Below are 22,897 nucleotides of genomic sequence, written 5' to 3'. Positions count from 1 at the left end.
GGTCGGGCGCCGCGGCGCCGCACCCGTGTTTGTGTCAGGCGCTGATCGCGCTCATAGGTTCCGCGGCGGAGGCCAGCAACCTCCGCCCGTCTCTGGCCAGCCAGATGGTCACCGTCAGCTGATCGGCGCGACGCCCCTCCGGGCGAAGCGAGCGGATCGCCGTCACATCGAGCCCGGCGTCGCGCAGATGGCCCGCGAGCGCCTCGTCACCGAAGCCGAGCCGAAGGTGGGCGTGCTCCACCCGCAGGAACTCCAGCGCGTGCGGCGCGAAGTCGATGACCGCCAGCCGCCCGCCCGGCGCCAACGCGGCGGCGGCTTCGGCAATCGCTGCGGCCGGGTCGTCGAGATAGTGCAGCACCTGATGGATCAGCACGAGGTCGAAGCCGCCACGCTCCACCGGCAGGTGGAAGGCGTCGCCCTGGCGCACCACCGCATTGGAGATGTCGGCGGCGTCGAGCTTGGCGCGGGCGATCGCCAGCATCTCGCGCGAGGCGTCGATGCCGACCGCCCGGCCGCAGCGCGGCGCCAGCAGCTCGAGCATCCGCCCGGTGCCGGTGCCGATGTCGAGCAGCGCCCGGATCGGCCGGTCGCCCAGTTCCGACAGCAGCGCCGCCTCGACCACCGTGTCCGGCGCATGCAGCGAGCGGATCCGGTCCCAGCTGCCCGCGTTCTTGGCAAAGTAGCTCGCCGCATTCGCCGAGCGCTGCCGGCGCACGCCCTCCAGTCGTTCGGCGTCCCGCCGCAGCACCGGATCGGCGCGATCGAGGCGGCTGAGGACGGCGTCGGTGAACCCCATCGCCGACGGCTGGTCGGACAGTCTGAAGTAGGCCCAGGCGCCCTCCTGATACCGCGACAGGATCCCGCACTCGGTGAGAAGCTTCAGATGCCGGGAGATGCGCGGCTGCGACTGGCCGAGGATCGACATCAGGTCGGTCACCGTGAGATCGTGCCGGGACAGGAGGACCAGCAGGCGCAAGCGCGTCGGCTCTGCGATCGCCTTCAGCATGTCGACCGCATCGTCGAACGGGAACAGGGTGTCGATACGCACGCCGAACTGCCTCCACATATAAAGATATCTTTATGTCAGTCGACGTCGCGTGGCAAGCGCCGGATCGAGAGGCTGGCGGCGGTGCGTCGGGCCCGATATGCGTTGCGCATGATAGATGAAGCTCTCTTCGAGATGCGTCCCGGCGAGGCGGCGTTCGCAGTGGATCCGGCTCTGACCCGCGACGCTTCGCTCGCCTTCATCGGCCGGGTGGCATCGCCCTGGCAGGGGCGCGGCGACTGCCCAAAGAACCTGCGCGAGGCGCGCGACCGGAGTGTCCCCGCCGCGCTCCAGGTGGACGCGCCCTACCGGGCGGCCCTGCAAGGGCTGGAGCCCGGGCGCTGGATCTTCGCCCTCACCTGGCTCGATCGGGCGCGCCGCGATCTCGCGCTGCAGACGCCGCGCCACGCGCCGGAGCCACGCGGCACCTTCACGCTGCGCTCGCCGGTCCGCCCGAACCCCATCGGGCTGCATCTGGTCAGGATCGTCGAGCTCGACATCGAAACCGGGCGTGTCGGCATCGATGCCATCGAAGTCCTCGACGGCACGCCGCTGCTCGACATCAAGCCGTTCTTCGAGACCGTCGACGTCCCGCCGGCCACCGAGCCTCACCGCTGATGCCCACCGAGCGGCAGAAGGCGATCGCGCGGGCGCTGACGCTCACGATTCCGCGCGCGCCGTTCGCCGACGCCGAACCGATCCGGCAGGCGGCCGGCGCGCGGCACCTGCGGCACCTGCCGCCGCCGACCGCCCTGTGGCTCGCCGCAGTGGCGCACATCCGCCATGTCCACACCGACTACGACACGCTGATGGACGACGGCTACGGCCGCGACGCCGCCCGCTTCTTCGTGCTCGACGCGATCAACGCGGTCCTCGATGCCTGGGGCGCCACGCGCCACGTCGACGGCAGCGAGCCGCTGGACGGGACCGAGGCAGACGAAGGCGGTTCGCAGGACGAGCCGGACTGACCGCCCTTCACCGCGGCGCCAGAGCATCCCGCTCGACGCGGCGCAGGATCACGGCGCCTGCGGTCGCCAGCACCAGGACCAGCGCCGCCGCGCCGAAGATCGCGCCGACCCGCTCCAGAGCCAGATCCGGCACGTCGTAGAGAAGCCCGAGGACGGCGAGGATCGCCACCGTCAGGCAGGTGATGAAGCCGAAAGAGCTGACCGGGATCAGGCGATAGGCGAAGGGCAGCGCGACGATGCCGAAGGGCAGCGCCCAGTCGGGGCTGCCGCCGAGCCAGGCGGGGAGAAAGGCGACCGCCTTGCCCCGATGCTGCGCTCGACGAGCCTCGTCACACCAGGGCGCCGGCCGGCGCCGGGCTGTAGATCCACTGTTCGGGCAACATCGCCGTCAGCGTCTCGCCGACCGCAACGCTGCCGGGCTTCTCCACCCAGCCGACGAGTCCGCGCCGGTGCTTTGCCGCCTGCACGAAGCCGAACTCGATATCGTCTCGCCCTTCGAAGTTGCGGGCGACAGCCCTTCCGGCCGAGCGGCAAGGCCCGTTGTCTCCATCGATGCGGAGTGTCACGCCACCCGCGAAGAACAGGAGCGTGCGCGGCGGCAGCCAGGACAGCGCCTCGATCCCCTCGATCAACATGTTGCCGCCGATCCATTCCGGCTCGACCGCAGGGACGCCCAGCGCCGATGCGACCGCGGCAAGTTCGTCCGGCGCGAGGATCGAGAGCTGGCGCTCGTTGCGCATCAGGGTGCCGCGCGGATACCAGGGTTCGCGCCCGCCGCTCCGCCGGGTCGAGCCGGCATGGAGATCGCCGGCGATCCCCTCGAAGCCGAGCTCCAGCCGTTCGACCGCGGCGCTGACGAAGTCCTCGCCGGTCGCGGCGTAGAGGCCGGCGACGCGAGCCTTCAACTTCCGGCCGGGGATGCGCGTCATGCCCGTCAACTCAGTTCTCCTCGTGGATCGGGTTGTGCGCCGTCTCGCCGCTGGCGCTGCGTCGGCGCTTCGGATCGAAGGTCACCACTCGATACAGATAGACCAGCACCGCCAGCACGACGACGGCATCGGACACGGGTCCGACATAGCCTTCCACGGCGGCATAGTTCTGGCCGAGGCCGTAGCCGGCATAGGCGAGCGCTGCGGTCCAGAGGGCCGAGCCGACCGCCGAGTAGACGAGGAAGCGCGGCAGGCCCATCCGCGCGACGCCGGCCGGCACCGAGATCAGGGTTCGCACGGTGGGGATCAGGCGACCGAACAGGACCGCGGCGGTGCCGCGCCGCTCGAACCAGCGGGCCGCCGCCTCGACGTCGCCCGGCGTCAGCGTCAGCCATCGCCCGTAGCGGGCCGAGAGCTTCAGCATGCGGTTGTAGCCGACGAGCTTGCCGAGATAGTACCAGGGCGTGACGCCGGCCAGCGAACCGGCCGTGCCGGCGACGATGACGGTGCCGATCGACATCTCGCCTTTTGCCGCCTGGTAGCCCGCGAGGGGCATGATCAGCTCGGACGGTATGGGTGGGAAGATGTTCTCCAGGAACATCAGAAGCGCGATGCCGAAGGCGCCGAGGCTCGCCATCAGCTCTTGAACGAAGACATCCATTGCGGCTCCAGCGGTCGCGATTCGGTGGGCGCGCCAAGGCGCCTGCAATCGGCCGCAAGATGCACGCCTGCCCGCCATCTGTCGACCGCGACGGCGACGCCTCGACGGCCGGTTTCGGCCATGGAGCGATCGAGCGACTGCCGCGTCGGCCTCAGGCCGGCGTGCGCGGCGTCATGGCGAGACCCATCATCTCGGCAAGCTGGTTCTCGGTATAGGGCTTCTGCAGAATCGGGCAGTCGTGCCACACGGCATCGACGCCCGCGCGCCCGTACCCCGTGGCAAACACGATCGGGATCTTTCTGTCGCGGATCATCTGGGCGACCGGATAGACGCGCTCGCCGCCGAGATTGACGTCGAGGATGGCGATGTCGATGCCGGCTTCGGCTGCCATCTCGAGCGCGCGGGACAGCCGCATCGCCGGGCCGACGACGGCACAGCCGAGATCGAGCAGCATGTCCTCGAGCTGCATCGCGACGAGGCTCTCGTCCTCGACCACGAGCACCCGCAGGCCTTCGAGCGCGGACGTCTCAGTGACCGCCGCCAGCTGCTGCATCTTCCTCGACCTCCCGCATCGGTATGCAGATTTCGCACGTGAACCCGTCGCCGCCCTCGTCGCAATCCATTCGGCCGTCGAGTTCGCCCTCGACAAGACGCTTGAGCATGCGTGTCTGAAGCTTGCGCTCGCTTTGCCACACGGGCGGCAGGTTACGGGCCACCCAGATGATCTTCAGACGGGCGCCGTTGTGCCGCGACCAGTTGATCTCGACGTCGCCGAGCAGCTGTCCGTCCATGTCGGCGGGAATGGTCGCCCGCAGCTCGTGGAACAGCATCGCCAGCGCGATCGCCGCCTTCGGATTGAGCTGGACGGGCGGGTTGCCGTTGGCCGCGATCGTCGCCTCGGCGGGGCGCAGGAGCGCGGCGAGGTCGACGGCGGCCCAGTGGCTCTCGCTGAGAAGATCGTGCGCCTTCGACAGCGCGATGATCCGCCCTTCGAAGGTGCTCTTGACCTGCGGCGGCGCCCCGGCCTCGGTGAAGCTCTGGCGCGCCAGCGACTGGACGGTGGCGAGCGTGTTCTTCACGCGATGGTTGAGCTCGTCCGCCCAAAGCCGTTCTCGACGCTGCGCCATCACCGCCTCGGTCCGGTCGCTGCCCTGGACGAGAATGCCGGACACCTCGCCGCGCCCGTCGCGGATCGGGCTGAAGGTGACGTCGACATAAACGGTCGCAGGCACCTCGCCGCCGGCGCGCGTCATCGCGATCGGCAAGGCCTCGTGCCGCTCGGGGCGTCCGCTCGACCGCACCCGCTCCAGGCTCTCGAACAAGCCGGCGTCCGCCGCGCCCGGCAAGGCGGTGCGAACCGGCAGGCCGAGCACGGGACGGTCGCCGACGAAGCGGGCGAAGTCGTCATTGGCAAAGGTGAAGACGTGGTCAGCGCCCTGCAGCACGGCCATCAGGCCCGGCGCGCCTTGGAACAGTCGGCGGAAGTTCTCGCTTTCCGACCGGTTCGTCTCCGAGGCGGCCTCGGCCTCGAGCGCGCGCTGCACCAGCGCGACCTCGCTCGGCACGTCGGTGAACGGCACGGACGCCGCTTCGCGCAGCAGCACCAGTTCGGTGATGTCGACCGTGTTTTGCAGGACGAAGAGGACCCGACCTTCTGCATCCCGCAAGGGATTGTGGACCGCCGTCCAGAAGCGGCGCTCCATCGAGCCGTCCCGCCGCGCGATCTCGTACTCGATATAGGCGATCGTGTCCGGCTCGCCGGAGCTGAGAACGCCGAGCAGCGACTCACGCAGGCGACGGCCGCCGTCGCCCTCGTTGGGGAAGCACTCGAACATGTTGCGGCCGATCAGCTGATCGGCGCTTCGCATCGTGACGGCCTCGTAGGCCGGGTTGACGGCGACGAAATTCAGATCGTGATCGAGAATGTTGTGCGGGCTCGGCAGGGCTGCAAACAAGGTCTCGAAAGCAATCCGGTTCATTGTCACCGCTCGGTCAGCCGCCATCGGTGCGGCTGCAATCTAGGATCCCTGCCGGCTCCGACGACCTTTGCGCGCAAAAATGGCAGCGCCGATCTCACGGACGGTCAAGACGCCTTCGATGCGTAGGCGCCTAAGCCGGTGAGTATAGGCGAGGTGGCGGCGATGTCCCGCCCCGTCCACAATTAAATCAAGCCACATGACCAAGTCGGTGAAGGACGCCGAAGAGGACGTCGGGGCGGCAGCCGCCCGACGCCTCCTCCGGGTGTCGCAGCCCGTCGGCGGATCAGCGCGTCAGCGGCTTGTAGGTGACGCGCTTGGGGTTGACCGATTCCGGTCCGAGACGACGGATCTTGTCCTGCTCGTAGTCCTCGAAGTTGCCCTCGAACCACTCGACATGGCTGTCGCCCTCGAAGGCGAGGATGTGCGTGGCGAGCCGGTCGAGGAACATGCGATCGTGGCTGATGACCACGGCGCAGCCGGCGAAATCCTCCAGCGCGTCCTCCAGTGCGGTCAACGTCTCGGTGTCGAGATCGTTGGTCGGCTCGTCGAGCAGGAGGACGTTGGCACCGGACTTCAGCATCTTGGCGATGTGCACGCGGTTGCGCTGGCCGCCGGAGAGCGTGCCGACCTTCTGCTGCTGGTCGGTGCCCTTGAAGTTGAAGTTGCCGACATAGGCGCGCGAATTCATTTCGTATTTGCCGAGACGAATGACGTCGACGCCGCCGGAGATCTCCTCCCAGACGTTCTTGGAGCCCTCGAGCGCGTCGCGGCTCTGGTCCACATAGCCGAGATCGACCGTGTCGCCGACGCGGATCGAGCCCGCGTCCGGCTGCTCCTGGCCGGTGATCATCTTGAACAGCGTCGACTTGCCGGCGCCGTTCGGCCCGATGATGCCGACGATGCCGCCGGCCGGCAGCTTGAAGGACAGGTTGTCGATCAGCACCCGGTCGCCGTAGCTCTTGGTGAGCCCCTCGACCTCGATCACCACGTTGCCGAGGCGCTCGCCGATCGGGATGACGATCCGGCCCTCGGCGGGCTTTCTCTGCTCGGAGCGCTCCAGCAGCTCGTTGTAGGCCTTGATGCGCGCCTTCGACTTGGTCTGACGCGCCTTGGCACCCTGGCTGATCCACTCGCGCTCGCGCTGCAGGGCGCGGGTGCGCGCGTCGTCCTCGCGGCCCTCCTGCAGCATGCGCTTCTGCTTCTTCTCGAGATAGACCGAGTAGTTGCCCTCGTACGGCACGCCGCGGCCGCGATCGAGCTCGAGGATCCAGCCGGTGACGTTGTCGAGGAAGTAGCGGTCGTGGGTGACCATCAGCACGGAGCCGGTGTACTCGCGCAGGTGCTTCTCGAGCCAGGAGATCGTCTCGGCGTCGAGATGGTTGGTCGGCTCGTCGAGGAGCAGGATGTCCGGCTGCGACAGGAGCAGCTGGCAGAGCGCGACGCGGCGGCGCTCGCCGCCGGACAGATTGACGACGTTCGCCTCGCCCGGCGGGCAGCGCAGCGCCTCCATCGCCATCTCGACCTGGCTCTCGAGGTCCCACAGGTTCTGCGAGTCGATGACGTCCTGGAGCTTGGCGCCCTCGTCCGCCGTCTCGTCGGAGTAGTTCATCATCAGTTCGTTGTAACGGTCGAGGATCGCCTTCTTGTCGGCAACGCCTTCCATCACGTTCTCGAACACGGTCTTGTCCGGGTCGAGCTGCGGCTCCTGCGGCAGGTAGCCGACGGTGGCGCCCTCGGCGGCCCAGGCCTCGCCGGTGAACTCCTTGTCCTGACCGGCCATGATCTTCAGGAGCGTCGACTTGCCCGAGCCGTTCGGGCCGAGAATGCCGATCTTGGCATCGGGGTAGAAGGAGAGATGGATGTTCTCCAGCACCTTCTTGTTGCCGTAGGCCTTGGTCAGGCCGGACATGTGGTAGATGAATTGGCGGGCCATGGCGCGCGCTCGCTCCGTCTCTAAGGCAAGGCGTGGGATGAATTGGCGCCGTGTCTACGCCATTGCCTACGCGCCCGCAACGCCGCGAGGCGTCACCGCCCCGGCGCCGACGGCGATGGCGGGCCATCGGCGGAGCCGTTCGTTTCACCCGGCCGCGGCAGGGACGGCGGTTCTCCACGCGGCGGCGAGACGCGCCAGCTGGGCGTCGGATGCCCCGTCCCAGCGCGCTATTGCAGCCCGACCGCGTCGACGAAGCCGTCGCAGTCGCGCGACGGCCGAGCCTCCGGCGCTGCAGCGAGAAGCGCGGCGAGGTCGGGATTCGCCGTCACCTCGCCCTGCAGGTTGATCAGCAGCTCGCCCACGAGCCGGCGGTTGCCATCGCGCACGCAGGAAATCTGAACGCGCGCACCTGCCCCTGCCCCGAACGCCTGGTCGAAGGCGGCGCGGATGTCGCTGTCGCTGAGCGGCCGGCCGATCGCGCCGGCGAACAGCGCCTGCACCGGCGAGGCGTTGAGCTTGGTCATCAGAGCCAGCGCGTCGTCGAAGTACTCGTCGGCCGAGGTGCCGTAGCAGCTGCCATGCTTGGTCCATTCGTGACGATCGAGGTCGGACTGGCTGCCGGGCATCACCTCGTCGAGGGCCTGGCGTGTCTCGGCATCGACGGCCGTCGCCGGCAGGCTTTCCCAGTCGCTGCGATCGTCCGCGCTCCGGTCGGCGTCCGACACGCCGCAGTAGAAGGTCCCGTTCGGCTGCGGCCAGAGCCCGTGGAGGGTGAAGTGGGTGGCGTCGAAGCGGGTATCGGTCTGGCTCCTGCACTCGGCCTTCGAAGCGTGCGTCTCGCAGAAGGCCGGCTGCCAACTGACCGCCAGCAGCAGGTCCCGGTGCTGCCCGCCGGAGGCACCGGTGCCGGCGCCCGGCGTGCCGGAGGGGTCGGCCGCAGCGTCTTGGTCCACGGCGCCGCCGGCATCGCCAGCATCAGTCCCGCCGCCGCCGGCCGGCCGGTCGAAGGCCTCGGCGGCAGCCACCAGCCGCACCCAGTCGCCACAGCTCTTCTCGATCCAGCGGCGGCTCGGCTGCGCGTCCGGCAGCTCGACATAGTAGTGCGTGCCGTTCGCCCGATTCTCGCCGAGCAGCCGGTAGGCCTGGCCCACGGCGAGCACCGTCCCGCCCTCGTTCGCCGCGTTGCGGATCGACGGCGTCGCGTCGCAGGCCTTGCGGGCGATGACGAAGCCGTCGAGGGGCACCTGCGCGATGGCGGGCGCGACGCCGGCGATGACGACGGCAGCGAAAGCGAAAGCAAGGCGGCGCACGGTGGACCTCCCCAAGGGCCGATGACCGATCCAGCATAGCCCGAGCCGATGGCGATTGCATCACAGAGGATCTTCGCCCTCGACGTGCAGGGCGGCCGGCCGTCGCTGCCGCTCTGCGTGTCCGTCGCAAATACCCTATAAGGAGGCGACGTTCTGGAGTGGAGAGGTCCGTGCCCTTCGACAAGCGCCTGACGCTGGACAGCCCGACCGGGGCGGCCTTGAACCTCTACGTCAAGCACCCCGCCGGGCAGCCGCGCGCGATCCTCGTCGTCCATCACGGGCTCGCGGAGCACGCCGGCCGCTACCACCGCTTCGCCGAAGCGATGGCCGCCGCGGGCCTTGCGGTCTACGCCCACGACCACCGGGGCCACGGCTCCACCACGGCGCCCGGCGCGCCGCTGCGCAGCTTCGGGCGGCAGGACAGCCTGAAGCGGCTCCTGGCCGACGCCGCCTTCGTGCTGACGTTCGCCCGGAGTGAGTGGACCCGCCGGCCCACGATCCTGTTCGGTCATTCGATGGGTGCGGCGACGGCGCTCGCCCTCGCCTGCGATCGTCCGGAGGCGATCGCCGGCGCGGCGCTCTGGAACTACGCTGCGCCCACGTCCACCCAACGCCGTGCAGCCCTCGCCGCCTTGTCCGTCGAGCAGGCGCTGAAGGGCTCGGACGTCGCCTCGGCGGTGATGGCGCGGGCCACCTTCGACGCCTGGGCGAAAGCGGTCGAGCCCCGCGAGACCGCGTTCGACTGGCTGAGTCACGACCCGTCCGCGGTCGCCGCCTATCGGAACGACCCCTTGTGCGGCTGGAGTCCGACCGTCGGTCTCTGGCGCGACCTGATGCGTCTCTACGAGCAGCTGAGCGCAGCACCGACGCTCGACCGCCTGCCGCACGACCTGCCGCTGCACCTGCTCGCCGGCGGCGGCGATCCGGTCACCGAGCGCGGCGAGAGCGTACACCGCCTCGCCGGTGCGCTTCGCCACGCCGGCCTGCGGGACGTGGCGCTCGAGCCCCTCGCCGATGCGCGCCACGAGACGCTGAACGAAGTCGAGGCCTACCGCGCGCCGGCGCTGCGCGGTCTCACCGCCTGGATCGATCGCGTGCTCGCCGCGCAGCCCGTCGCGCCCGCCGGCTAGCGACGCGGGCCGTTGCGCACCGACCCTGAAACGCTGCGCGTGCAACGGCCATGGTGCCAGCCTCCGGAGTTCCCTCGATGCTCGACCACCTCGGACTCGACGCCAGCCTGCTCCTCGCGACGCTCGACCTCGTCTGTGCCGTCATCCTCAGCGGCGCCATCGGGTTCGAGCGCGAGATGAAGGGTCATGCGGCCGGCCTGCGGACCCACATGATGGTCGGCGCCGGCGCATGCCTGTTCACGCTGCTGCTCGGCGAGGTCGTCGCCACCTATTCGACGGGTGCGGTCCGCGCCGATCCCGCGCGCATCATCTCCGCGGTGACGTCGGGGGTGGCCTTTCTCGCGGCCGGCGCGATCATCAAGTCCGGCGACGACGTTCGCGGCCTGACCACCGGAGCCTCGCTCTGGATGGCCGGCGCGATCGGCCTCGGCTGCGGGCTCGGCAAGGTCGCGCTCGCCAGCGTCGCGCTGATCGTGACGCTCGCCGTGCTGCGCTGCGTGAACTGGTTCGAGCGCTGGCTCGAAAATCGCAAGTGACGGAAGCTGCGGCTCAGCGCATCGCCACCGCTGCACGGCCGCCGCCGGCCGCCTGCCGCTCGGCGCCCGGCGCGTCCGCCGGCGTGACGACCGCGTACTCCTGCAGCTCCGGCCCGGTCAGAACGTAGAGCTCGTCCGGCGGCGTCTGCATCGCCTTGATCCACAGCGCCGGAAGGACGCCCATGTCGAGCAGGAGCTGCTGGCACTCGGCGAGAGTCGACTGGATGTCCGAGATCGAGCGCGACGGATCGACGGTGCGTGCCACCTCCTGGCCGTCCGGCGCATAGACCTGATGCACGCCCACCCAGGCGTGATCGCCCACCCGGCGCTCCACCCCGCCGGCGAGGAGAAGCGGGCAGGCCGAGGCGCAGTAGCCGTCGGCGGGCACGGCGGTGTTGAGTTTGCGCTCGCGGATCAGGCGCGCCATCTCGATCGCGTCGCTCACCGAGCCACCGGGCGAGTGGAGCACCACGGTGCGCACCCGATCGCCGGCCTCGTCAAGCACGGCGCGGAACTGCGCGGCAGTGCCGACCGCGATCTGGCCGATCGCGCTCAACTGGCCGTCCGGTCCGTCGACGAAGCGCATCCGCCGGGCGATCGCCGGGCTGTCCACCGGCCCGTCATAGCCCGGTAGCTTCGGCTCGCCGCGGTTCGGACCGACGGGAATGGTGCGCGGGTAGTACGGCCGGATCTGGTCGCCGGGCTCCGGCAGGTCGAGGCGCACCGGTTCGGACTGCGTAAGCCGGGCGGCCGTCTGGTGGGCGGTCAGCATCGCCGATACGTCGTTGCCGACGAGCACGCCCATCACGCTGAACAACGCGACGAAGACACAGCGCAGAATCGTCCCGTCCGGGATTCGCTTGATCAGCCGCTCGAAGGCGCCGGGCGAGGCTTCGACGTCGAACATTCTAACGCACCACGTGGGGGGAATAGGGCTTGGCGTGTGGGTCGCCGACCTGGACGACGGGCTCGGCAGCGGTCGTCACCTCGACCGCCTGCGCGTCCTGCAGCCGGCGCTGGATGCGAAGGGCCTGAAGGAGCTCGGCGCTGCTCATCTCGCCGATTTCGCCCTCCTCCGCCTCCTCGCGGCGGACCACGTCCTGGACGATGCACAGGATGAAGATCAGCACCGCGGGCAGGAGGTCGATGGAGATCGCCCCGGCCCAGGAGGGCAGGAAGTCGCCGGCATAGCGGATCACCGCCTCGGGCGCCGACAGCGGCGTAAAGCGCAGCGGCTCCACCGCGGGCCGCGCCAGGATCTCGTCCGCCGCGCTCGCCAGAGCCTGGCTCTGCGCCTTCACCGCCGCCTCGACACGGGTGACGACCTGGGTCTGCCGGTCCTGGAGGTTTGCGTCGGAGCCGTCGGCCACCGGCGCGATGAAGCCGCGTCCGAGATCCTCGGCGGCACGCTTCACCGCCGGCGCGACGGAGGTCTGCTGCAGGTCGGTGATGAGACCCGACAGCTGCACGGCCTCCTCGGCATAGGCATTCGCCCGCTCTTCGATGGGACCGGAGGCCGAGACCAGCTGGCGCATCGCCGCGAGCCGCTGGCCGCCTTCGTCGAACAGCTGCTTGGCTGCGGTCGCCGAGGCCTGGATCTCGCCCTGCAGGCCGGTGAGCTGGCTCGACATCTGCGACAGGAGCTGCACGACGGTGCCGGAGCCGGAGGTGCCGGTCAGGGCGCCCGAGCGCCGCTCCTCGTCGGCAAGCGCCGAGAAGCGCTGCGCGGCGAGCTGGATGTCCGGCAGGAGACTCTGCGACGCGACCGCGTTCTCGTGCGCGGCGTTGAACTTCTGCTGGTACTCCTCGGTGGCGTTGGCGAGATGCTGTTCACGTGCGGCCGCGCCCGCCAGGGCCGACGCGTTGAGCCAGGACGACATCGCCATGATCATCGCGGCGCCGAGCGCCATGGCCAGATAGAGCAGCGCCCGGCTGCCGGCCCGGCGCACGTGCGGCATGACCCGCATCAGGTAGGTCCAGAAGGCGTAGATCGCCACGGACACCGCCGCCGAATAGATGATCGCTCCGAGGATGACGGTCGAGGGCGAGCCGTTCAGCAGTTCCTTGACACCGAGATAGGTGAACACCCCGCTCGCCATCGACAGGATCGACAGCGTCACGGTCGTCACCACCTCCAGCCGGTTCAGCTGGCCGCGCAGCATGTAGGACTGGGATGCGCTCATGCGCCGTTGCATCTCCGTCGCCCGTCCCTCGCGGCGAGCGTTAAGAGATTATTAAGGGCTTGGCGCCGTCACGGTAAGATGCGAGCGCCCGCGGATCGCTCCGCGGGCGCGTAAACTGTTCGTTAGGGTTAAGCGCGCGCGTCGGAGGCCGCCCTGCCCGAGCCGACGACCCCTCGTCAGACGGCGACGGCGAGCTCGGCCGGATCGGCGAGACCGAGCCTGCGCCGCATGAAGCTCTTGTCGTGGACGAGGCTCTCGATCGTATGGGCGCCGAGGACGCCGAGGAAAGCGTCGAGCGCGGCGCGCAGCGCCGCGTTGAGCGAGCAGCTGTCGACCAGCGGGCAGTCCTGCGCCCCGGTCTCGAAGCATTCGGCGAGCGCGAAGTTCTCCTCGGTCACCGTCACGACCTCGCGCAGCGTTATCGTCGAGGCATCGCGCTTCAGGCGGATGCCGCCATTGCGCCCGCGCACGGTTTCGACGAAGCCGGCCTCGACCAGCGGCTGCAGGATCTTGAACAGGAAGAGATCGGACACCTGATAGGCAGCCGCGATCTCGCCCACCCGGCTCAGCCGCCCGCCATTGGTGGCGCAGTACATCAGCATCCGGATGGCGTAGTTCGTCTGGCGCGTCAGCCGCATCGTCTCTCCCAACCGCCGGATTCGGCTATGAGCTCGCTGTCGCTTTTTGAATTAGAACAATTCCAAGCAAGGGGAAAGGAGATTCTGCCCGGCGGGGTCCGTGTCTACCCCTGTCATCGGGCCTCCGGCTCGCTCCGGTCGCCGCCCAGCCGTCGCGGCGGCGCGGCTACAGGCCCTTGGCCCCACCTCATCAGCGTCCGAAGTCGAGCGGTATGGCGAAGGTGAGAGAGGAGCGGCCGATAGCTTCGGGGATGGCGGGGAACGGTCCTGCCGCCCTGACCAGCGCCAGCGCGTCCCGGTCGAGCCCGGCATCGCCCGAGCTGCCCACAAGCCTTATGCCGCCGATGGCCCCGGAGCCGGTGATCGTGAAGTTCACCGTGGCGGTGCCTCGGCCGGAGCCGCGACGCGACGCGGCGGCGCGTCGGATGCGCCGTTGCACGACGCCCCGATAGGTGGAGAGCGCAGCCTCCCCCTCGCCCGACCGGCCACGGCCGGACTCGCGGGAAGCCGTGGTGCCGCCGCCGTCGCGCGAGCCGCGGCGCGAGTCGGCATCGTCCTTCCCCTCGCGTCCCGAGGCCGGCCGCGAGGCGGCGCGGCGGGTCGGCGTCTCTTCTGCAGTGCGGCGTGGCTGCGGGCGCGGCTCGGCCGCTTTGGCAGGCTCGGGCCGCTCGGGCGGCGGCGGGCGGCGCGTGGGAACCGGTCCCTCGTCGGGCAGGGTCGCCACCTCTTCGGCCGTCAACGTCTCCACCGGCGCAAGCGCCTCCAGCGGCTCGGCCGCTTCCACCGGCTGCACGGCATCGGCCCGCACGACGTCGGCAGGCTGCACAGGCTCGGCATCGAGCGGTACACTCGCGTCGTCCTCGAATGCGTCGGAGACCGCCTGCACCGGGGTCGCCTCCGATGCCGGCGCAACGGGCGCCGCCGCTGCGGTCGCCGGCAGGGCCGCGGTCGTCTCTGCAACGGCCACAGGGGATTCTGCGGGCAGAACCGCAGCTTCGGCCGGCGCCTGCGCCGTCACGCTCAGGACCTCGTCGAGTGGTTCGACCGGCGCCGCCTCGACGGCCTCCACCGGCTCGCTCGTGGGCGCATCGGCAGCGGCAACCTCGACCGGACGGGCGGGTTCGACGGCGGGAGCCACCGCCGCCGGCACGGCGGGCTCGACGTCCGACACCGCCGGCTGCGGCCTCGCAGCGCTCTCCGGGGGGACGGGATCCACGGCTGGGACGGTCTCGCTCGACATCGACTTGACGGGTTCCGGCGTCGCGGCGTCCACCGACTGAGGCCGCTCGGCTTCGGCCGGGACCGGAGCCTCGGCCGTAACGCGTCCGGCAGAGACGGCCTCGAAGGGGTCCCCGATGATCGAGACGGTGATGCTGGTCTCGCCCTCGACCTCGGGGGGCGCCGCGCTCTCGCGCGTGGCATAGGCCGCAAGCGCCGCGTGCAGGGCGACGGAGATGGCGATCGCAGCGTGGCGCATGCGCCGCGCCGGCCGGATCACGGCCATCGGAGCGGACGGCGTGGCATCGAGCACGGCCGGGACAGCCGAGCGCGCCGGCGAAGCAATGTCGAGGACGACCGCAGGCGCGGCGCCGCGATCGGTCAGCGCGTGGTCGACGGCGACGAGGCGCAGCGAGGCGAAGGCCGACATCGCCGAGACGTCAGAGATCGAACTCGACGCTGCTCCTGGTGCTCAGCGCCAGCCCGGCGGCGCAGGCTTCCTTGACCCCTGGTGCGCCCTCGCAGGCGGCGACGTCGTTGACGAGCACGCGGCTGATCTCGCCGCAGCCGAAGTCTTTCAGATCGAACTCGCGCACCTTCGTCTTGTCGGCGACGAGCTTTCCGAAATCGAGGAGGAGCAGGCGCTCGACCATGCCGGTCTTGCCGAACAGCACGATCTCGAACGCGGCCTTCTCGAGGTCGCCGCCGAGGCCGTTGCGCACGACGAAGCTCGCACGGCAGCCGTTGCCGCTCGGCTTGAGCGCGTTCAGTTCGAGCGAAAGCGCCCTCCCTGCGTCTGGTCCCGTCGACGGGTCGTTCTGCTGCGCGAGCGCCACGTTCGGCAGGAGCGCTGCCATCAGCGCCCCGATCCTCAAGCCTGTTCCCGCCATGATGGTCCCTCGCCTGCACCCTGTGGATGCTGCGTAGAAAACATGAGCGTGCGAGTCAAGTATTGCCGAGGGCGGTGCGGCACGACCCGCCCCGCGCCGTTTCAGAAGAGGTCGAGGTCGCCGCTGCTGTCCGTCTGCGGCTGGACGAAGCCCCGGCCGACGCCGCCCTCGAGGCGCAGGCGCAGAGCCGAAAGGCGCAGCGAAGTCAGCGCGCGCTCGGTCAGGAGGTGCATCTCCTCCGGGCTATCCTCGGCAAGCAGCGCGAAGAACTGCGACAGGTTCTCGAGCGTCTGGTGCGTGTGGTCGATGCTCTGGACGGCCGCGACGTAGTCGGAATTGCCGAGGTCCTGCTCGATGCTCTCGCCGAACACGGCCGAATGCATGTTCGCGGTCGCCTGCGCGAGCAGCTGCATCTCGGTCGCGAGGCTGCTCAGCAGCGCCGCCAGAGGGGTGGTGGTCACTGCCGCGCGGGCGGCGCCGGCTTCCTGCGGCGGGGCCGGTTCGGGGTCGGCCGGGGCGCGCTTGACGGTCGAGGCGGACATGAGGGCGGTTCCCTAGAAGAGTTCGAGGTCGCCGGCCGGCTCCTGCTTGACCGGCTGCAGCACCGGCATGACGCGCGGCATCGAGGTCCGGTCCATCAGGATCTGGCGGGCGCGGCCGGAGTTCGGCCAGTATTCGATGCGCCGGCCCCGGTCGCCGCCGAGGTCGCCGCCGACATAGTTGATGCCCTCGTTGAGGAGGAAGGACTTCGCCCAGGCCGCGTTCTTGGCGCCGACGTCGGAAAGACCGTCGACGGTGCGCGCGCCGCCGAAGAGCTTGGCCTCGAGGTGATTGCGCCGGGCGCCCTTCTTCAGGAGGCCGTTGATCAGCACCTCCATGAGATAGAGGCCGTAGCTTTCCGACCGCGAGCCGCCGCCGCCCTCACCGGGCAGCAGGAAGTGGTTCATGCCGCCGACGCCGACTTCCGGATCACGGATGCAGGCTGCCACGCAGGAGCCGAGCAGCGTGGTCAGGCACACGTCAGGCGCCGATTCCACCTTCCACTCGCCTTGAATGATGTTGATGCGCCGCCGCGCGACCTGAGTGTCCATTATGCGAGCTTCCCGACGACGGCCTCGATGGTCTTCTGCAGCACCGGCACGTTGACCGGCTTGACGAGGAAGTTGTTGACCCCGAGCGCCGCCGCCTTCTGGACCAGCTCCTTGTCGCCCTTGCCCGTCAGGATGATGAACGGCGTCTTCTTCGTCGGCGGATAGCTGCGGATCGCCTTCAGGAGCTGCAGCCCGTCCAGCTTCGGCATGTTGAAGTCCGAGATGATGATGTGGCACGGCGTCGTCATCATCGACTTCAGCGCCTCCTCGCCGTCAACGGCGAACACCACGTTCTCGACACCGATCTGCTGCAGCGCGTCGCGGATCAGCATGCGGCTCGTACGCTGGTCATCCACGATCAACACCTTCAGATGCTGCTTGAAGGACATGCCTTGATCCTCTTCCCACTCCGCCCGACCGCCCCGGCTGAGCGGAGGTCCTCTCGCTTCTTCTTGTTCCGCAGCGTCCGCCGTCTCGCGACGGAGCCCGGGTTCTTATGTGAATGTCGCACTCCGCGACACGCTCACTGTAGCCTTCACAGGTTAACGAACGACACCCGCCACCCCTCGAAGATGCGCTCATCGCGCAAATCCCGTCTACACTTCCCGATAGCAAGAAGATCATGCATGATCGTCCTGCGTTCATAGCCGGCTGTAGATGGCACCACTTGCCCCACCGCGCTCATGCAAAGGTTTCCTTGGCAATCTTGCCGAGCGGCAGCCGGACCTGCGCCGCCCCGATTTCCCAGGCGACGCGCGGCATTCCGTAGACGAGCGAGGTCGCCTCGTCCTGCGCCATCGTCCGCGCCCCCTGCTTGCGCATCTGCAGGAGGCCCTCGGCGCCGTCCCGCCCCATGCCGGTCAGGATGATGCCCGTCGCCTGCCCTTCGAAGCTCTGGGCGATCGACGAGAACAGGACGTCGACCGACGGGCGGTGACCTTGCACGAGGCCGTCCTCGGTGAGGTGGCAGCGCAAGCCGCCGGTGGTCTTGATCGACAGGTGGCGGCCGCCCGGCGCCAGGTAGACGTGCCCGGGCAGAATCGCCCCGCCATGCTGCGCTTCGGCGACGTGGGCCCGGCAGACCCGGTCGAGGCGCGCCGCGAAGGAGGTCGTGAACGAGGCCGGCAGGTGCTGCACGATGAGCGTCGGCGGACAGTCGGCGGGGAAGTCCGCGAGCAGGCTGATCAGCGCCTCGACGCCGCCGGTGGACGAGCCGATGCCGATCAGGTCCGGCCAGTTCGCGTGGCGGTCGTGCGTGGCGGCGGGCGCGGACCGCATGACTGCGGAGGCGTCGCGGCTCGCCGCGATCTGCGGCCGGGACGCGGCGGCCTCGCGGATCAGCTCCGGCAGCGCCTCAAAGGTGTTGCCGTGAACGCCGCTCGGCTTGGCGATGCACTCGAAGGCACCGATCTCCAGCGCTTCGATCGTCGCGCTCGCCCCGGGCGCGGTATGGTTCGACACCATGATCACCGGAGTCGGACGAAGCCGCATGATCTTGTCGAGGAAGGCAAGGCCGTTCATGCCCGGCATCTCGACGTCGAGGGTGACGACATCGGGGTCGAGCAGCTTGATCTTCTCGCGCGCTTCCTGGGTGTGCGAGGCTTCGCCCACCACCTCGATATCGGAATGCGCCGACAGCGCATGCTTCAGCAGCGCGCGCATGGTCGGCGAATCGTCGACGACGAGAACGCGTGCCGCCATTATCTAACGGCTCCGGGCATCCGGCGGTAGGCGGTCGTGCCGGCATAGGTCAGGTACTGCGCGGCCGACCCGGTCATGCGCTCGGAGTGACCGATGTAGAGCCAGGCGTCCGGCTCCATGTAGCGGCAGAATCGATACCAGATCTTCTCGCGCGTCGGCTGGTCGAAGTAGATCGTGACGTTGCGGCAGAAGATGGCGTCGAAGCTGCCCTTCATCGGCCACTCGCCGATCAGGTTGAGCTCGCGGAAGGCGATCAGCTCGCGCATCGCGTCGTCGACCTCGTAGCCGGTGCCGGAGACCGGCTTGAACCAGCGCCGGCGCAGATCCTTCGGCACCGCTTCGAGCGTGGTCTCGTCGTAGACGCCCGCCCGCGCGAAGGCGACGACGTTCGGATCGATGTCCGAAGCGAGGATCTTGACGTCGTGTTCTGCGGCATCGGGCATCAGCGACAGGATCGTCAGCGCGATCGAATACGGCTCGTGGCCGTTGGAGCAGCCGGCCGACCAGATCCGCACCCGCCCGCCCCGCTTGGCCTCGGCCAGCAGCGGCGGCAGCAGATGGGTCTTCAGGTGCTCGAAGTGATGGTTCTCGCGGAAGAAGTGCGTGACGTTGGTGGTCAGCGCCGCGAGCATCGTCATCCGCTCGCTGGCCCCCTCGGCCCCGGCGATGTACGAGCAGTACTCCTTGAAGCTGGCCAGCCCCAGGGCGCGCAGCCGCTTGGCGAGACGCGAGTAGACCAGCGTCGACTTCGACGTCGACAACAGGATCCCCGAGTCCTCGTGGAGGATCCGCGCGATCGTGGTGAAGTCGGCGTCGGTGAGCGGAAACTCCCCGCTGGCGCCGCCCTGCATCTCAGCCTGAACTCGTGACATGGTCATGCCTTCTCATCGCGCCGCGCGCAGCAGGCGCTACGGCGCAATCGGCGCCGCTTCACCGAACAGGGACCGCCCGCTCACCGGTCGCGTCCGTCGCCGCTTCAGGCGGCGACGTCCATCTGCGGCAGGATGTTGTCGACGGCGATCAGCGAGATCATGCGGCCTTCGACAGCCATCACGCCGCGCACGAAGGTGCGGGCGAGTTCGGAGGCGAGGTCGGGGGTCGGCTGCAGGAGATCGTCGGTGACCGTGAGGATGTCCGACACCGCGTCGACGAGCAGGCCGACCAGCTGCTGGCCGACACGCACCACGATGATCACCGAGCGCGCCGTCGGCTCGGTGGCGCCGAAGCCGAGCCGCGCCGCCAGGTCGACGATCGGCAGCACCGTACCGCGCAGGTTGATCACGCCGGTGACGTAGTGCGGCGCGTGCGGCAGCGGCGTCGCCGAGGCGAAGCCGCGGATCTCGCGCACCGAGATGATGTCGACGCAGAATTCCTGCTCGCCGATCCGGAAGGCGATGAGCTCGCGCGCGCCGGCACTTTCGTTGTCGCGTTCTTCAGCCATGGTCATTCCGCTGCCTGGAGGTTGTTACCGAAGTAGTTCTGTTCGAACCGCGAGGTCGCGGTCACCGCGTCGACGTCCAGGATCAGCGCCACGCGGCCGTCGCCGAGGATGGTCGCCGCCGCGATGCCGGGAACGCGGCCATAGTTCGCCTCGAGACTCTTGATCACCACCTGGCGCTGCCCCTGGATCGCATCCACAAGGAGCGCCGAGCGGGTGCCGTTCTCCGTCTCGACCAGGATCGCCACGCTGGAGGTGGCCGGCGTGGGCTTGGAGCGGTAGCCGAGCTGGCGGGCGACGTCGACGAGCGGCATGAAGTTGTCGCGCACCTCGATCAGGCGCTGGTCGTTGCCGAAGCCGCGGACCTCGCTGCCCTTCGGCTGCAGGGTCTCGATGATCGCCGTCAGCGGCACCACCAGCGTATGCTCGCCGGCCGAGACGATCATGCCGTCGAGAACGGCGAGCGTCAGCGGCAGGCTCATGGTGAACACCGAGCCCTCCCCCGGCTTGGAGGCGATCGACACGCGACCGCCGAGAGCCTGGATCGACCGCTTCACGACGTCCATGCCGACGCCGCGGCCGGAGAGCTCGGACACCTCGACCTTGGTCGAGAAGCCCGGCAGGAAGATCAGGTTGTCGGTCTCGTCGTCCGTGAGGTTCGCGTCCGGCGGGATCAGGCCCTTGGAGATCGCGATGTCGCGCACGATCGGCCGGTTGATGCCGGCGCCATCGTCGGAGATCTCGATGACGATGCGGCCGGAGCGGTGCATCGCCGCGACGTGCACGGTGCCCTCTTCGCTCTTGCCCGCCTTGAGGCGCTTGTCGGGCGTCTCGATGCCATGATCGATGGCATTGCGGATCATGTGCGTCAGCGGGTCCGACAGGCGTTCGATGACGGTCTTGTCGACCTCGGTCCACTCGCCTTCCGTCACCAGCTTGACCTGCTTGCCGGTGATGTCGGCCACCTCGCGCACCAGGCGCGGCAGCTTCTGGAACACCGACTTCACAGGCTGCGCGCGGATCGCCATGACGCTGTCCTGGATCTCGCGCGTCAGCTGCTCCAGCTCGTCGAGGCCCATCGCGACGTCCGAGGCACGGGCGATGCCGGCCTGGGTGACGCGCTGCGACAGCATCACCTGATGGATCACCAGCTCGCCGACGAGGTCGATCAGACGATCGACGCGCTCGAGATCGACGCGGATCGTCGCCGGCGGGCCGCCGGCACCGGCAGCCTTGGCGTCGGCGTCGTTGGCCGCAGCAGCGACAGCCTTGGCGGGCTTGGGCGGCGCAGCCGGGCGCGGCGCCGGAGCCGGCGCGGCAGCGGCCGGCGCGGCAGCCGCCTGCATCTCGTCATCGGCCGAATCGGGTTCGACGTGCTTGACGGTGGGATCGTCCGCCAGACCGGCGAGCAGCGCCGCCATGTCGGCATCGACGTCGCCGCCGTCCTCGCCAACGAGCGCCTCGATGGTCAGTTCGCAGTCCATCTCGGCGAATTCGAAGATCTCGCGGATCTGGTCCTCGCCGACCTCGGTCTGAAGATCGATCGTCCAGACGAGATAGGCGCCTTCCGGATCGAGCTCGCCGAGCAGCGGGATCTCGCTGGTGTCGCAGGTCACCTGGCCATCGCCGAGCGCCAGCACCTCCCGGATCAGGCGGCCGGCTTCGTTGGCCTTGGCGTACATGTCCGGGCGGGGCTTGAAGGTGACGCGCCAGCCGCTGCCGGACGGCACCATCAGGTCGTCGAGATCGATCGCGACCGGGGTGAAGTCGAGATCGTCCATCCCGTCGCTGGCGACGGCCGCCATCTTCGCCGCGGCGGCCGAAGGGGCACCGCCGGCGGCGCCGCCGCCCGATCCGGGCGAGACCAGCTCCTTCAGCTCCTCGATGAGCGCGCCGGTGCGGGACTCGTCGACCGTGCCGCCATCGCGGGCTACCGCGACGAGATCGGCCAGGACGTCGGCGGCCCGCAGCATGACGCGCACGACGTCGGGCGTCGCGTCGAGCCGGTTCGAGCGCATCTCGTCGAGCGTCGTCTCGAAGATGTGGGCGAAGTGGACGAGGTCATCGAGCGAGAAGGCGCCGGCGCCGCCCTTGATCGAATGCACCGCGCGGAAGACCGCGTTCACGGTGTCGCTGTCGGCCTCGCCGTTCTCGATCGCGAGCAGACCCGCCTCGAGTTCGCCGAGACCATCGGCGCACTCTTCGAAGAAGGTCGCCCTGATTTCCGCCATCGCGTCCATGATGAAACTTCCTCAACCCCTCGGCGTGCGCGCCGACATCGTGTGCGAGATAGGAACCGCCCGTTTATCCGGCGCAAGGCTTGCTCCAGCCCGTCCTTGTGCCGTCCCGAAGCCCCTCGTTGGCGGGCCGTCGGCCGTTTCGGCGCGCGACCCGGACCGGTGGCGTTCGCTCAGGCGGCGACGCGGCGGATGGCCTCGACCAGCTTGGTCGGATCGAAGGGCTTGACGATCCAGCCGGTGGCGCCGGCGCGGCGCGCCCGCGCCTTCTTCTCCGCGTCGCTCTCGGTCGTCAGCACCAGGATCGGGATCGCACGCTTCGTCCCGTCCTTGCGGATCTCCTCGATGAACGTCAGACCGTCCATCCGCGGCATGTTCACGTCCGTGATGATCACGTCCGGCTCGCAGCCCTGCAGGACCTCGATCCCGTGCACCCCGTCTTCCGCCTGGATCACGTTGAACCCGGCGTCATGCAGCGCCCGCTTCAGCATCTCGCGCATCGTCCGGCTGTCGTCCACCGTCAGAATGGTCTGCGTCATTGTACGATTTCCTTGTCCATCAGATCCCCCGCAGCCAGCCCGAGCAGCTGCAGACCCCTCTCGAACCCCTCGGACGGGGAGATGATCTCGATCGAGGTCATGTCCGCCTTCCAGGTCGCCACCGCCGACAGGAGAATCTGCAGGCACTGACCGCCGATCTGTTCCACCGACGAAGCGTCCAGGGTGAGGCGCTGCCCCCGCAGCGCCAGCAACTGCTCCGTCAGCGGCCCTGCCGCCGTGATATCGAGGATCGCGGGCAGCATCAGAGCACCGCTCTCCGTTGCATCCTGCACGTCAGTCATTAAAATTCCTCCCAGCCATCCTCGGAGGCAGCGACCTTCGGCGCGGCGCCGCCGGTGCCGACCGTCTTCAGCTGCGCCACCGGGCGCGGCGCGGCGGCACGAGCCGCCGGACGCGCGGCGCTCGGCCGGCTCGCGGCGCGGCGCGCCTGCTGCTGGTGGCCGCTCGAGG

26 protein-coding genes are annotated in these 22,897 nt (G+C 69.3%); 4 read left to right on the top strand and 22 right to left on the bottom strand.

Annotation, left to right across the window (positions count from 1 at the left end):
• Positions 1–34: 34 nt before the first annotated feature.
• Positions 35–1,006, bottom strand: coding sequence for an ArsR/SmtB family transcription factor (locus NPA30_RS17320; protein WP_256804148.1), 972 nt, complete (start codon positions 1,004–1,006; stop codon positions 35–37).
• Positions 1,007–1,156: 150 nt separating this feature from the next.
• Here NPA30_RS17320 and NPA30_RS17315 point away from each other — a divergent pair, with 150 nt between their 5' ends.
• Positions 1,157–1,663 carry an SAM-dependent methyltransferase gene (locus NPA30_RS17315; protein ID WP_256804038.1) on the top strand — a complete coding sequence of 169 codons (507 nt, stop codon included), beginning with the start codon at positions 1,157–1,159 and terminating at the stop codon, positions 1,661–1,663.
• Complete coding sequence (locus NPA30_RS17310) at positions 1,663–2,013, top strand: DUF2293 domain-containing protein (protein ID WP_256804037.1); 351 nt, start codon at positions 1,663–1,665, stop codon at positions 2,011–2,013. Before NPA30_RS17315 ends, NPA30_RS17310 begins: the two co-directional genes overlap by 1 nt.
• 7 nt (positions 2,014–2,020) lie before the next feature.
• Here NPA30_RS17310 and NPA30_RS17305 read toward each other — a convergent pair whose 3' ends face one another.
• From NPA30_RS17305 to NPA30_RS17275, 7 genes are all read right to left on the bottom strand, one after another.
• Positions 2,021–2,182 carry a hypothetical protein gene (locus NPA30_RS17305; protein ID WP_256804036.1) on the bottom strand — a complete coding sequence of 54 codons (162 nt, stop codon included), beginning with the start codon at positions 2,180–2,182 and terminating at the stop codon, positions 2,021–2,023.
• 160 nt (positions 2,183–2,342) lie between these two features.
• On the bottom strand, positions 2,343–2,942 hold the full coding sequence (locus NPA30_RS17300; protein WP_256804035.1) for an MOSC domain-containing protein: 600 nt from the start codon (positions 2,940–2,942) through the stop codon (positions 2,343–2,345).
• Between the two features lie 10 nt (positions 2,943–2,952).
• The gene (locus NPA30_RS17295) at positions 2,953–3,603 is read right to left on the bottom strand and encodes a DedA family protein (RefSeq protein WP_256804034.1); all 651 of its coding nucleotides are present in this window, start codon (positions 3,601–3,603) and stop codon (positions 2,953–2,955) included.
• A gap of 151 nt (positions 3,604–3,754) precedes the next feature.
• The gene (locus NPA30_RS17290) at positions 3,755–4,156 is read right to left on the bottom strand and encodes a response regulator (protein ID WP_256804033.1); all 402 of its coding nucleotides are present in this window, start codon (positions 4,154–4,156) and stop codon (positions 3,755–3,757) included.
• Positions 4,131–5,582, bottom strand: a complete 1,452-nt coding sequence (locus NPA30_RS17285) for a sensor histidine kinase (RefSeq protein ID WP_256804032.1) — start codon at positions 5,580–5,582, stop codon at positions 4,131–4,133. Before NPA30_RS17285 ends, NPA30_RS17290 begins: the two co-directional genes overlap by 26 nt.
• Before the next feature lie 283 nt (positions 5,583–5,865).
• Positions 5,866–7,515, bottom strand: coding sequence for an energy-dependent translational throttle protein EttA (ettA, locus tag NPA30_RS17280; protein ID WP_256804031.1), 1,650 nt, complete (start codon positions 7,513–7,515; stop codon positions 5,866–5,868).
• Positions 7,516–7,742: 227 nt separating this feature from the next.
• Complete coding sequence (locus NPA30_RS17275) at positions 7,743–8,825, bottom strand: ribonuclease T2 (protein WP_256804030.1); 1,083 nt, start codon at positions 8,823–8,825, stop codon at positions 7,743–7,745.
• A 170-nt stretch (positions 8,826–8,995) separates the two neighbouring features.
• On the opposite strand from NPA30_RS17275, the gene NPA30_RS17270 reads away from it, so the two are divergent.
• Positions 8,996–9,955, top strand: a complete 960-nt coding sequence (locus tag NPA30_RS17270) for an alpha/beta fold hydrolase (RefSeq protein WP_256804029.1) — start codon at positions 8,996–8,998, stop codon at positions 9,953–9,955.
• A 77-nt stretch (positions 9,956–10,032) separates the two neighbouring features.
• Positions 10,033–10,491 (top strand): MgtC/SapB family protein, encoded by a 459-nt coding sequence (locus NPA30_RS17265; protein ID WP_256804028.1) that lies wholly within the window; start codon positions 10,033–10,035, stop codon positions 10,489–10,491.
• Between the two features lie 13 nt (positions 10,492–10,504).
• On the opposite strand, the gene NPA30_RS17260 is transcribed toward NPA30_RS17265, so the two are convergent.
• From NPA30_RS17260 to NPA30_RS17195, 14 genes are all read right to left on the bottom strand, one after another.
• The gene (locus NPA30_RS17260; RefSeq protein ID WP_256804027.1) at positions 10,505–11,398 is read right to left on the bottom strand and encodes a COG3904 family protein; all 894 of its coding nucleotides are present in this window, start codon (positions 11,396–11,398) and stop codon (positions 10,505–10,507) included.
• A gap of 1 nt (position 11,399) precedes the next feature.
• Positions 11,400–12,674 carry a hypothetical protein gene (locus NPA30_RS17255; RefSeq protein ID WP_256804026.1) on the bottom strand — a complete coding sequence of 425 codons (1,275 nt, stop codon included), beginning with the start codon at positions 12,672–12,674 and terminating at the stop codon, positions 11,400–11,402.
• A 176-nt stretch (positions 12,675–12,850) separates the two neighbouring features.
• Positions 12,851–13,312: an iron-responsive transcriptional regulator RirA gene (rirA, locus tag NPA30_RS17250; protein WP_256804025.1), complete on the bottom strand. Its 462-nt coding sequence runs from the start codon at positions 13,310–13,312 to the stop codon at positions 12,851–12,853.
• Positions 13,313–13,502: 190 nt separating this feature from the next.
• Entirely contained in the window at positions 13,503–14,960 is a 1,458-nt protein-coding gene (locus tag NPA30_RS17245; protein WP_256804024.1) for a TonB family protein, read from the bottom strand.
• Positions 14,961–14,970: 10 nt separating this feature from the next.
• Positions 14,971–15,387 carry a hypothetical protein gene (locus NPA30_RS17240; RefSeq protein ID WP_256804023.1) on the bottom strand — a complete coding sequence of 139 codons (417 nt, stop codon included), beginning with the start codon at positions 15,385–15,387 and terminating at the stop codon, positions 14,971–14,973.
• A 134-nt stretch (positions 15,388–15,521) separates the two neighbouring features.
• The gene (locus tag NPA30_RS17235; RefSeq protein WP_256804022.1) at positions 15,522–15,962 is read right to left on the bottom strand and encodes a hypothetical protein; all 441 of its coding nucleotides are present in this window, start codon (positions 15,960–15,962) and stop codon (positions 15,522–15,524) included.
• A 12-nt stretch (positions 15,963–15,974) separates the two neighbouring features.
• Positions 15,975–16,511, bottom strand: a complete 537-nt coding sequence (locus NPA30_RS17230) for a chemotaxis protein CheD (RefSeq protein WP_256804021.1) — start codon at positions 16,509–16,511, stop codon at positions 15,975–15,977.
• Positions 16,511–16,900, bottom strand: a complete 390-nt coding sequence (locus NPA30_RS17225; protein ID WP_256804020.1) for a response regulator — start codon at positions 16,898–16,900, stop codon at positions 16,511–16,513. The genes NPA30_RS17230 and NPA30_RS17225 overlap by 1 nt, the downstream gene beginning before the upstream one ends.
• Before the next feature lie 292 nt (positions 16,901–17,192).
• Complete coding sequence (locus NPA30_RS17220; RefSeq protein ID WP_256804019.1) at positions 17,193–18,212, bottom strand: protein-glutamate methylesterase/protein-glutamine glutaminase; 1,020 nt, start codon at positions 18,210–18,212, stop codon at positions 17,193–17,195.
• Positions 18,212–19,090: a CheR family methyltransferase gene (locus NPA30_RS17215; protein WP_256804018.1), complete on the bottom strand. Its 879-nt coding sequence runs from the start codon at positions 19,088–19,090 to the stop codon at positions 18,212–18,214. Before NPA30_RS17215 ends, NPA30_RS17220 begins: the two co-directional genes overlap by 1 nt.
• Positions 19,091–19,188: 98 nt before the next feature.
• Entirely contained in the window at positions 19,189–19,653 is a 465-nt protein-coding gene (locus NPA30_RS17210) for a chemotaxis protein CheW (protein WP_256804017.1), read from the bottom strand.
• A 2-nt stretch (positions 19,654–19,655) separates the two neighbouring features.
• Complete coding sequence (locus tag NPA30_RS17205; protein ID WP_256804016.1) at positions 19,656–21,890, bottom strand: chemotaxis protein CheA; 2,235 nt, start codon at positions 21,888–21,890, stop codon at positions 19,656–19,658.
• 170 nt (positions 21,891–22,060) lie between these two features.
• Positions 22,061–22,426: a response regulator gene (locus NPA30_RS17200; protein WP_256804015.1), complete on the bottom strand. Its 366-nt coding sequence runs from the start codon at positions 22,424–22,426 to the stop codon at positions 22,061–22,063.
• Complete coding sequence (locus NPA30_RS17195) at positions 22,423–22,728, bottom strand: STAS domain-containing protein (protein WP_256804014.1); 306 nt, start codon at positions 22,726–22,728, stop codon at positions 22,423–22,425. The genes NPA30_RS17200 and NPA30_RS17195 overlap by 4 nt, the downstream gene beginning before the upstream one ends.
• Positions 22,729–22,897 lie beyond the last annotated feature (169 nt).

The sequence above is a fragment of the Mangrovibrevibacter kandeliae genome, assembly GCF_024519155.1.
Classification (GTDB): domain Bacteria; phylum Pseudomonadota; class Alphaproteobacteria; order Rhizobiales; family Rhizobiaceae; genus Mangrovibrevibacter; species Mangrovibrevibacter kandeliae.
The sequence above is the reverse complement of the archived record's forward strand: the minus strand, read 5'-3'. Positions and strand labels throughout refer to the sequence as shown.